The following is a 10,000-nucleotide window of genomic DNA, read 5'->3' as shown; positions in this document are numbered from 1 at the left end:
CAAAGTTCCTTCTCCTGATAGAAAGAAACTTCCAAGTTCAATCCGCAAACTGGATCCCTCACTTTGACAAAACTGGCACTTTTAATAGTGCCAGTTTAGCGATACAACAGCAGCAGACACAAGCACCGAGGAGTGGATATGCTAAGTTATCAAATCGAATCCAGCTTTGATTTAGAGGAAATGCTGATTTTGTATAAAAGGTCCGGCATTAACAGACCCATAGACAATAAAAACCGCATGGCGACCATGCTTGCCAGCGCAAATTTGTTGGTAACAGCACGACAGGAGGGGCATTTGGTCGGATTGGCACGCTGTATGACGGACAAAGCCTGGGTTGTCTATATTTGCGATTTGCTGGTGGATCAACAGCTTCAGCACAATGGCATTGGCAAAGAATTACTGCGCCAGGTGCAACTGCTTACTGGTCCTGAAGTGCAGCAGTTATTGCACAGTGCAGAAAGTGCAATGACTTACTATCCCAAAGTGGGCTATCAGTTATGTCACAATGCCTTTGTGGTTAAAAGAGAACATTAAGAAATTATGTATTTACCTAAACACTTTCAGAACGAAGATGCGGATCAGATCCGTCAATTCTTACAGCAGCACTATTTTGGCTTGTTGCTGAGCAACAGCCCGGATTTGTTTTATACCCCTTTGCCATTTTTGTTTGACTGGCAAGAGCAGCATCTAACGGCTTTCTGCCATATGGCCCGCAATAATCCACAGCTAAAGCAATTGCATGAACAGCAGGTGCAAATCTTGATTATGGGGCCTCATGCTTTTGTCGCAGGCGATTGTTATGGCGAAGAACAGGCGGTTTCGACCTGGAATTACAGTCTGGTTGAACTCAAAGGCACAGCCTTTACTCTGGACAAGGAGCAAACTCTGGCCCTGGCTCGGCGTCAGGAGAGCTTTTCTGCGCCAGATATGCTGCAGTCAGTGGAGTACCAGCAAAAGTTAGTTCATGGCATCTGTGGCGTACGAATAGAGATCAGCAATTGGCTTGGTAAAATGAAGCTGTCACAAAATAAAACTGCATCACAACGGCAAAAAGTCAGCGACTATTTAAAGGCGACGGAGCAACCTCAAAGTGTCTGGCAACTGATGCAAAAGCTCGGTCTTTGTCAGTAGAGTAAAAGCAGCGTTTAAGCAACTTGCTGTTTCCTAAAGCAAGCTAATTTTCTTTTAAAACTCAAACCTTTAGTTTGGGTTTTTCCGTTAGTATAAGGCTTGGTTTTGCGGAGCAGCATGATGTCAGATCTGGTCAGTTGGACTCGTATAAAAAATTTGCCTGGCCCGGCATGGGTGCTGCTTTTGGGCAACTTTTTTGTTCGCGGCAGCTATTTTATGGTCTGGCCTTTTATCTCTGTTTTGCTCTATCAAAAATTTAAGTTGAGTGCGACTGAAATCGGCTTGTGGTTAACCAGCGCCGCTTTGCTTGCTGTAGTGCTTGGCTTTTATGCCGGTTACTTATCGGACCGTTTTGGACGCTATCCCCTGTTATTATCCGCCGCTGTATTAGGTACTTTTGCATTTAGCTGTTTCGCTTTGGTACAAAGCAAAGAAGGCTTTATCTTTTGTATTTTTTTATCTACTTTGCCACGGGCTTTATGGGATGCGCCCAGTAAAGCCTGGCTTGGCGACACCTTGCCCGATGCCAAAGATCGTGAACTGGCCTTGCAAGGTCTTTATTTTATGGTCAATGCTGGTGCTGCAATAGGCCCTTTACTGGGTCTATCAGCAGGTATGACAGGTAATCCACTGACTTTTTTTATTACTGCTGTATCGTATTTGTTGTTGGGACTGGCCGTGTTGTTCTTCCGACAAAATCCTATACAACCAAGACAAAGTCACAATCCAATGCGATTTGGCCAAACTTTATTTTTATTAAAAAAAGACCAGCTGTTTTTACTGGTGATTGTCGCCAATATTTTAGTGACCTTTATTTACGCTCACGGTGACTCCAGCTTAATCCAATATTTGACCCGGGCAAAAGTCCCCGAATTGGTCGGACTGATTTCCGCGATGATTATTTTAAATTCAACTGTGATAGTGCTGTTTCAATTTCCATTATTGCGTCTGATGGCAAGCTGGTCTGTGCTATCACGTATTTATGCAGGATTATTGCTGTTGGCAACGTCGCAACTGGCTTTTGCGCTGAATCCGCCAGACTGGTTTTGGGGCTGGATAGTGGCAGTTTTTATATTGAGTCTTGGCGAAGCAGTGTTATTTGCCAATATGAACGTACATTTAGATCAACTGGCCCCAACCGCCTTACGTGGCAGTTATTTTGGTGCTGCCAGCTTGTACGCCATAGGCTACTCGTTATCCCCTGTAGTCGGAGGCATGATACTGGACTTGTGGGGTGGACCTACGCTTTTTGCCATAAGTTTTAGTTTATGTCTGGCGGTGTTTTTCAGCTATCGACACAGCGCTAAGCTGAAAAGACCTGACTTTGTGCAACTTGAACAGGACTGGAAAAAACAAGCAAAACAAAGGACAGCTGCGGGTTCATAAAAACTCCCCTTTGCTTTGCCTGAGCCTTGCCGTATAAACAGCAACGCTTTTAACTTATCAGTTGTAACCCAGTTCAGCACAGTGATCTGTGGTCGAGTCATAGCGTTTTGAAGCCAAGGGCTCAGATTCATCGTCCCGCCAGATTAAGCTCAGAGCTCTACGCTCTTGCTGGGTTAAATTGTCATTTCTGTTGCTTAGGTTGTATTTAGATTGCGCACTTTGCTGTTGTTTGATTGCACTCATCGGATGCACTCCTGTCTTTGGTTGACACTGCCGGGTAAGGTTCGGACTTCCCAACAGCAGGCGAGGATGAAGTGTAATCCGACAAAGATGAGCCCCAGCTGAATTAAGCCAAGGTTTTTAGCTTTAGGTTTTCCCCGGGCTGAGTGCATAGCAAACCGGACCAGCAGTAAGCTGAGGTTCAGTTCACGCCAGTAGACTGCGCCCTATCGTCACCGCGTATGTTCTGGTTTTAAAAGCGAGGTTCATCAAAATGAATACTAAACTAGCTCTGACCACTTTGGTCTTGATAGCAGCGCTCAGTGTGGGTAACACTCAGGCTGGTGAATTTGTACCAGCGGCCGGTTTTGGCTCTCAGTACGGAGATTTAGGCGGTAAATTTATGTACCGTGAAGACAATATGGCTGTCTACGTTGGTGCAGGTGTTGGAGGTGCAGCAGTTGGCTTTTATATAGCTCCCTCAGCCAGCAGCCAACATGTGTTTGGCGCACAATATGCGTCAGCCTCAGACGTATTTGACGGCGATGGCCTGTTGCTGGCCACTTACGATTATCATCTCAATGGTTTTAGCGGCCGAGGCTGGACTTTAGGTGCTGGTGTAGGTACCGCAGATTACGATGGAGGTCGTCGTGATGGCGAAAGCAAAACTCTGGCTGTATTTAACGTCGGTTATAAATTCTGATTTTTTCTTCCGTCTTTGTACTGATAACAAAAAAGGCAGCGAAACTGCTGCCTTTTTAAGACCATTATAAATACAAACCAACATATTCAGCAGGCATCTGCTGTATAGGCTTAATCTTCACATCTTTATAAAACACTTCAGCCGCTTCGCTTTGCAATTGAATTTTGCCCTCCACTAAAGGCAAGGTTTTTCCATCAGTTGTTACATACCTGGAATTGCGTAACACCATCACGACATGACCATTCACTATATGCAGGCTTTTGCCTTCAAAACTAATCAGCTCCAGAGTGTTCCACTGCCCCGCAGGTTTCTCATGATTGTCTTTTCGTAACACAAACCCCTGCAGCTCTTCGCCTTTGCCCACTTTCAGGAAAGGCTGACTCTCATCGGCCACAGCATTCATAATAGACTCAGGCATAAAAGCTCGAACATCTATAGCAGAACCAGCTTGTTGCCAGTAATCGCCGTTGTGACCTTCCATGATCTGGAATTCCTGTGACATCATCCAGGAACGGAAATACTCTTGTCCATGCTCACCAACGGCGTGATACAAAATGCCGCTGTCTTTGAGTTTATTCAGACGAGGTGGCCACTTTTTATCGCCCCAACGAAATTGCAGCTTTAAATGGTAGTTTCTGTAGGAGTTTTTACTGGTGACAGCACCATAAATTTCACCACTGACTCTGAGTACAGGTTCACCGTTCTCTTCCTGCATGGTAAACACTTTATAAGTGTCGTTTCCCGTATTTAATCCTATCGGGGCCATAGGTTTACCTTGCTCATCTTTTGGCACGGAACCATCATAAGATTCTTTATGCTTGTAGCTTAGATAGGTATCCCATTGACTCAGATTTTTATCCAATAAAGGCTGCCAGTCAGCAGCCAGAGTTGAAAAACTACAAAAGGCGACAGAAATACACAGAAGTTTAAATGGCATTGTTTTATCCAATAATGAATGATTTCAATTGGATATCAGTTTAATCCTCAATTGTAAAGCGCTTACATCTCAACACTAAAGCAAAACCCATTATGTTTTTTCGTACAGACAAGCGCTGCTCACATTCTGAATAGTTCAGAATGTGAGCGACTCTACAATCAAGCTACCAGTTCAGTTTTTGCACGTCTTTGGCCATACCTGGTTTTATAGCTTCGGCTTTAAATTCAGCCACTGCTTTTTCCTGCAGTTGTTGTTGCAACAAGCTAATGGCATAAGACAGTTGCGCATCCTGACCAGTAAAACTGGCATAAGGCAGATTATCGACCAGGATATCAGGGCTAACACCACGTCCTTCGATGATCCAACGCCCGTCTTTGTCAAACTGGGCTGTTTCGGCGACACGGGCCACGCCCATATCCGCCAGTAAATTACGGCCAGATAACCAGACACCAGCACCAGCAGTTTGTTGTCCTATGACAGGACCTAAGCCCAGACTTTTCACACCAGCGGCAAAAGTTTCACCGTCTGAATAAGTCAGAGCATCAGTCAACACCACCAACTGGCCGCGGAATGTTTGCTGCATATTGCCGTAGGCTTTGCCCTGTGTTGGTTGCCAGAAGGCCCAGACCCGACGTAGCAGTTTTTCAATCACCCAACTGTCAATATTGCCTCCCCTGTTGCGGCGCACATCAATAATCAAGCCAGGCTTGTCAACATTGGCATAAAACTCCCGGGCAAAGTTACTGATATCATTTGGCCCCATAGCGTAAAGATGCAAATAACCCAGTTGCTGCTTACCTTGTTGTTCGACCTGGTGCTTTTTCTGTTGCACCCAGTGCTGATAACGCAATAGTTGTTCTTGTTGCGGGCTCACAGGCACTACCACTTTTTTGATCAGCTTAGCGCCCCGCTCAAACTGAACTAAAACCTGTTGGCCCTGTTGCTGCTGTAACACCTGCTGCAAATCCAGAACCGAACTGACCGCTTTCCCATTCACTGCTACTAAACTGTCGCCAGTTTTCAGCTCAACACCACCTGAGTTCAGCGGGCTGGCTATTGCGGGTAAATCGGGATCAGTCTGATAAATCGTCTGCAGCACTAATTTGCCATTCCGATTGACAAACTCTGCGCCTAAGCTGGCCGCCTTGCTGCTTTCGCCTGCCCTGGCATAGTCACCTCCCCTTACTTGAGAGTGTAATACTGACAATTCGCCAATCAGTTGCGCCAATAAATCGTCCAGTTCATATCTATCTGTCACTCTGTTGAGCACAGGCAAATAGCGTTTTTTGGTTGTGCCCCAATCCACGCCCCGCATTGCCGGGTCAAATAAAAACTCACGGTGCATCAACCAGGCGTCATGGAACATTTGCTGCCATTCTGCTTTTGGATCCAGCCGTAAGCTGATTTTCTCTACCGCCCAGGGTTCTGAACCTTCGCCTTCAGGTGCTTTGGCTGTCGCTGAACCTAAGAAAAACCTGTACTGACCGGGCGCAGTTTCATACTGTAAGAACAGTGACTTGCCATCTGCACTGCTCTGGATATTTCGTACCTTGCCAGCAAAACTGAGTAATGTTGTATTATCAGGTTCAATTTTTAACGCTCGCACTGCTCCAGCGTCACCGCTGTATTCGAACTCCTGCAAATACAGGTAATCAACTCCAACCTGTAGTTTTTGATAATTACCAGCTGCAGCAGGAACCTGCCAAAGCTGACCGGGCAAGTCCTGCATTGTCAGTGTTTTGCCCTCCCCCGCCAGACCTGCCGTCAATTCTGTCTCTGCTGCAAAAGGAAACTGAGCCATAGCGCTCAACGCATAAGCAAACACCTGGGATCTTTTATCAAAAGCTGGCCCCATATTCCGATCGCCCCAGGGAGCACTTGGAGTCGCTTTTAATTCTCGTTCAGACAAAAAATACAACCAATCACCGTCAGGGTGAAATGCCGGACTGAAGGAGTTGTACTTAGCTGTTGTCAAAAGCTTTGCCTGTTGCTCTTTGACTGAATACAAACCAATCTGCTGGCGGCTTGTCCCATCCTTTTCAGTGGTGAAAGCCAGCAGGCTGCTGCTGTTATTCCAGACCAAGTCGCCATAGGGACTTAAACCTGACCCACTTTTGAACACCAATTGATTAGTGCCGGTGTTGATATCCAATAACCATAACTGGCCTTGTTTATCATCATGCGCCAGATAACGACCATCCGGCGAGACGCTTATATTCCAGCGAAAACCCCGGCCATCTTTGGTTAGTTGCTTACCTTTGCCTGAGCCATCAGCCGGGTATTGCCAGATTTCAGGCTCGCCGGACTGGTCGGAAATCAGATAAACCCATTGCCCGTCCTGACTGACCACTGCACTGCGTGCCCGCGCTTGGTCAGGAACTGGCAGCTCAACAATACGTTGTGGGGCTCTGGACAATACCTGCACCTTACTACGCAACGTCAAAGCCAGCTTTTCTTTGGGGAATCCTACCGAACTTGAAGTTAAATACTTCAGTGGCTCAGCCAGCAAGCGCTGGCGTTGCTGTGGCGAATCGGTCACTAAAGCCGGCGCCTGAATCAGACTTTGTCCTGAAGTTAAATCCAGCACCTTCATATCAGCACCTGACTGATAAATGACCTTGCCCTGATCAAGCCTGGCCGAACGCACTGCAAAATCCTGTTCTGTAGTCAGTTGCTTAACTACTCCGGACTCTGGGTTATAAGACCACAAATTAGCGTTGCCGCCCATGTCACTCAGCAGTATCAATTGGCCTTGCCATAACATTGGATTACGCAGGGAGCCTTTGTGATCTTTCAGTAAAGGTTCGGCTTCGAGCTGTGACCCTAATTTCCAGCGCCAGAGTTGCCCTTTGGCACCGCCCTGATACTGCCGTGCATTGTCACCAGTCAGTTGCAAACCATAACGGATAAAGTAAAGGTAACTATTTTGCTCATCCAGCACGGCTTCCACAGCATCCAACAGCGGCAAAGTTTCAGTATGCTGAGTTTCCAGATCCAGTAGTTTGAGCACCCAGCTATTAACCGGACCCGTCGTAGCGTCTGTGCTGTACAGTAACTTGCCGTCCAGACTCCAGCCTTGCAATTTCACTTTGGCATTTAGTGCGGTTAAACGTTTTGGCGCCCCTCCGGTCAAAGCCAAGTAATAGATATCCGGGGTATCATCATATGCCGCCACGTAGACAACAGCTTTGCCGTCAGGCGTAAACAAAGCCTGAGATTCTTCCGCTGGGTGAGTAGTGAGTCGTTTGGCTTCCGCACCATTGACGGTGCTGAGCCATAAATCTCCCTCTGCGGTAAACACTATTTGATTTTGTTGTATCGAAGGAGAACGGTAATAAGCAGCTTCAGAAAAATGGCTGGCAAAAAGAGCAGCGCTCAGGCAAGCGACTAAAGTGAATTTCATGGTAGCCCCGGATGTTTTGCTTTTAATCTAATTATGTTTTTACATTAACAGCTTCATCGAAGAAAAACAGAGGGGACTACCTCAGAAATCAGGGAGTTAATCCCGATCAAAGCGCAAATCTCTGCACCGCCATCAGTGCGCTTTGAATATCTGCAGCACTGATATCCAGGTGAGTGACCCAGCGCACCCGCTGATACTGTTGATCTGCTTTGGTGTAATTACTGCTGGTCAACTTGATCCCATGATCAGCCAGATAGACCAGCAAAGGTTGTGCGACATCAAGAGCTATGTCGGTAAATACAATATTGGTATGGACTGAAACCAACTGCAATTTGCCTCTGAGAACCGGGTGTTCCAAGCCAATGCGCTCTAAACCTTCCGCAAGTTGCCGAGCGTGCAGATGATCCTCTGCCAGACGTTCTACGTTATGCTGCAACGCATATAAACCTGCTGCGGCCAACACTCCAGCCTGGCGCATGCCACCACCTAACATTTTGCGAATTCGGCGCGCCTGCTGAATAAAGGCCTGACTTCCCAATAGTAAAGAACCTACTGGTGCACCTAAACCTTTGGATAAACACAAAGACACAGAGTCAAAACCAGCGCAGAGTTGTCTGGCTTTTTGTATTGGATCGACTCCATCTGCTGTCGCCAAAGCCACTGCCGCATTCATTAGCCGCGCGCCGTCTATATGGCAGCTTAATCCCAGCTCTTTGGCCAAAGCTGCTACTGAATTCATATAGTGCAGCGGTAATACTTTGCCGCCTGTAGTGTTTTCCATCACAACTAATTTCGTGCGGGCAAAATGTGGGTCATCAGGTTTTACCGCAGCGCGGATATGCTCAAGCGCTAAAGTACCATCTGGCTGAAGTTCAATAGGCTGCGGCTGAATAGAGCCCAATACCGCCATTCCGCCGCCTTCCCAGCGGTAGGTATGCCACTGCTGTCCTACTATGGCTTCATCACCGCGCTGACAATGCGCCATCAGTGCTATTAAATTGGTTTGAGTGCCGCTAGGGGCAAATAATGCTGCTTCAAAGCCCAAAAGTTCTGCGGCATAGCGCTGTAATTCGTTGACTGTCGGGTCGTCCTGAAAAACGTCGTCTCCCAAAGGGGCTGCCAGCATAGCAGCTTTCATTGCGGCGCTGGGTTGGGTGACGGTATCACTGCGAAAATCGGCCATCTGTGCTTTCCTGACATCTGTGCTCTGCTATGAAGAAGCTTCTATCAGACCTTATCGGCAGCCGCAGCGCAAGAGCGGCCCAACGGCTTTTATCAGCTGCATGTCGCTTTATAGTGCCAGCTTGATGGCTATACCCGTCAGCAGCAAGGCCACCAAAGAGTCAAACAACCGCCAACGCAGAGGCGAACTAAGCCAGACTTTCAATTTGGGTGCCAGACCAGTTAGGGCACTAAACCAACACAAAGACGCCAGACATGCGCCCAGTGTAAACCAGAAAGGCTCTGGCTGCGCTGAGCCCACACTACCAATCAGCACTACAGTATCCAGATACACATGAGGATTTAACAAAGTAATAGCCAAAGCTGTCAGTGCCGTTTTTTGCCAGCTATGCACCTGCACTGTACTGTTTGCCAGCAAAGCGCCCTGTCCTTGCCAGGCTCGTTGAGCTGCACCAAAAGCCAGCCATAACAGCATGGCAATACCAGCCCAGGTTAATACAGGTACTAAAGGAGGTAGCCACTGCTGAATCAGCTGCACACTGTAGACTCCGATCACAATCAGGACTGCATCACATAAAATGCAAACCGCTGCTATCACCAGCCTGTTAGCGCCAGCCATACTCTGACTGAGTACCCAGATATTCTGCGCTCCAATCGCCACTATTAAACTCAAACCCACAGTAAAACCGGCAAAAAACGACAGCATCAGTTCCGTCTCCATTAACAACTATTGGTATAAGCTTAACCAGTAGGCTTATTATGAATCCAACAAATAAATTTTCTGCATCATGAGAAAAACTGATGATTGACTATCGTTTATTGCAGGCCCTTGCTGCTGTGACTGAACAAGGTGGATTTGAAAAAGCTGCTGCGACGCTGCATTTAACTCAATCGGCTATCAGTCGTCGCATTAAGCAACTGGAATCACTGCTGGGACAACCGGTGTTAATGCGCGGCAGCCCACCGATGCCAACAGCAACAGGACAACTTTTATTAAACCATTTACAGCAAGTGCGACAGATGGAAACTGCTTTAGGCT

Annotated in this window: 10 protein-coding genes; 5 read left to right on the top strand and 5 right to left on the bottom strand. The window is 47.1% G+C overall.

Features of this window, described 5'->3' with window-relative positions; translation table 11 throughout:
* The first annotated feature begins 138 nt into the window (after positions 1-138).
* From LDL40_RS00815 to LDL40_RS00805, 3 genes are all read left to right on the top strand, one after another.
* Positions 139-534, top strand: coding sequence for a GNAT family N-acetyltransferase (locus LDL40_RS00815; RefSeq protein WP_300992737.1), 396 nt, complete (start codon positions 139-141; stop codon positions 532-534).
* A 6-nt stretch (positions 535-540) separates the two neighbouring features.
* Positions 541-1,131 (top strand): FMN-binding negative transcriptional regulator, encoded by a 591-nt coding sequence (locus LDL40_RS00810; RefSeq protein ID WP_300992735.1) that lies wholly within the window; start codon positions 541-543, stop codon positions 1,129-1,131.
* A 117-nt stretch (positions 1,132-1,248) separates the two neighbouring features.
* Positions 1,249-2,517 (top strand): MFS transporter, encoded by a 1,269-nt coding sequence (locus tag LDL40_RS00805; RefSeq protein WP_300992733.1) that lies wholly within the window; start codon positions 1,249-1,251, stop codon positions 2,515-2,517.
* A gap of 57 nt (positions 2,518-2,574) precedes the next feature.
* Here LDL40_RS00805 and LDL40_RS00800 read toward each other — a convergent pair whose 3' ends face one another.
* Positions 2,575-2,760 carry a hypothetical protein gene (locus LDL40_RS00800; RefSeq protein WP_300992731.1) on the bottom strand — a complete coding sequence of 62 codons (186 nt, stop codon included), beginning with the start codon at positions 2,758-2,760 and terminating at the stop codon, positions 2,575-2,577.
* Positions 2,761-3,010: 250 nt separating this feature from the next.
* Between LDL40_RS00800 and LDL40_RS00795 the strand changes: the two genes are divergently transcribed.
* Positions 3,011-3,439: a hypothetical protein gene (locus LDL40_RS00795; protein WP_300992729.1), complete on the top strand. Its 429-nt coding sequence runs from the start codon at positions 3,011-3,013 to the stop codon at positions 3,437-3,439.
* Between the two features lie 64 nt (positions 3,440-3,503).
* Here the strand turns inward: LDL40_RS00795 and LDL40_RS00790 are convergent, their stop codons facing one another.
* From LDL40_RS00790 to LDL40_RS00775, 4 genes are all read right to left on the bottom strand, one after another.
* Positions 3,504-4,376 (bottom strand): DUF1080 domain-containing protein, encoded by an 873-nt coding sequence (locus LDL40_RS00790; RefSeq protein WP_300992727.1) that lies wholly within the window; start codon positions 4,374-4,376, stop codon positions 3,504-3,506.
* A gap of 163 nt (positions 4,377-4,539) precedes the next feature.
* Complete coding sequence (locus LDL40_RS00785) at positions 4,540-7,779, bottom strand: S41 family peptidase (protein WP_300992725.1); 3,240 nt, start codon at positions 7,777-7,779, stop codon at positions 4,540-4,542.
* A gap of 106 nt (positions 7,780-7,885) precedes the next feature.
* Positions 7,886-8,962 carry a low-specificity L-threonine aldolase gene (ltaE, locus tag LDL40_RS00780; RefSeq protein WP_300992723.1) on the bottom strand — a complete coding sequence of 359 codons (1,077 nt, stop codon included), beginning with the start codon at positions 8,960-8,962 and terminating at the stop codon, positions 7,886-7,888.
* Positions 8,963-9,070: 108 nt separating this feature from the next.
* A complete protein-coding gene (locus tag LDL40_RS00775) occupies positions 9,071-9,667 on the bottom strand; it encodes a LysE/ArgO family amino acid transporter (RefSeq protein WP_300992720.1) in 597 nt (198 codons plus the stop codon).
* A gap of 95 nt (positions 9,668-9,762) precedes the next feature.
* On the opposite strand from LDL40_RS00775, the gene LDL40_RS00770 reads away from it, so the two are divergent.
* Positions 9,763-10,000, top strand: a 238-nt coding sequence (locus LDL40_RS00770; protein WP_300992717.1) for a LysR family transcriptional regulator, incomplete at its 3' end; no start/stop codon positions are given.

The organism is Rheinheimera sp. (genome assembly GCF_020217005.1).
Classification (GTDB): Bacteria; Pseudomonadota; Gammaproteobacteria; order Enterobacterales; family Alteromonadaceae; genus Pararheinheimera.
Note: the sequence above shows the minus strand (reverse complement) of the source record. Positions and strands in the feature narration are given on the sequence as shown.